Source organism: Acinetobacter sp. IK23 (assembly GCF_035615275.1).
Taxonomy (GTDB): Bacteria; Pseudomonadota; Gammaproteobacteria; order Pseudomonadales; family Moraxellaceae; genus Acinetobacter; species Acinetobacter seifertii.
The window spans coordinates 1-515 of sequence record NZ_JANBNX010000074.1 but is presented as its reverse complement, the minus strand read 5'-3'; the positions used below and the strand labels follow the sequence as shown (position 1 = coordinate 515).

Sequence of the window (515 nt, the reverse complement as noted above, 5' to 3'; positions counted from 1 at the left end):
GCGTAACCACAGGCGACAGCAAGCTGGATAGCAATGGATTAACCATCGCTGGTGGACCAAGTGTGACCAAGACAGGTATTGATGCTGCTGGGAACACCATCAGTAACGTAGCAGCAGGCACCAATGCTACCGATGCAGTAAACAAAGGCCAGCTTGATGCATTAAGCACGTCAAGCAACAACAAGACTGATGCCTTGGGCAACAGCACAGCCAATAATCTGGGTGGTGGCGCAAGTTATGACAGCACGACAGGTGCAGTCAGCTCGCCAACCTATGTCACCACTAAAACTGACGGTACAACAGTTAATGCCAGCAATGTCGGTGATGCCTTAACCAACCTGAACAATGAAGTGGTTAAACCAATGACCTTTGCGGGTAACAGCGGCACTGTTGACCGTAAGTTGGGTGAAACCCTGAATATCACAGGTGGTCTGACAGCGTCAGGTTCGAACTCGAATGTGAAGACGGTGATCAGTGGCAATACGGTTGACATTCAACTTGCAGATGCACCTGTA

Annotated in this window: 1 pseudogene; it reads left to right on the top strand. The window is 49.7% G+C overall.

Annotated features, from left to right (window positions below):
• Positions 1-515, top strand: a pseudogene (locus MSG95_RS18905) (hypothetical protein); the annotation flags it as partial.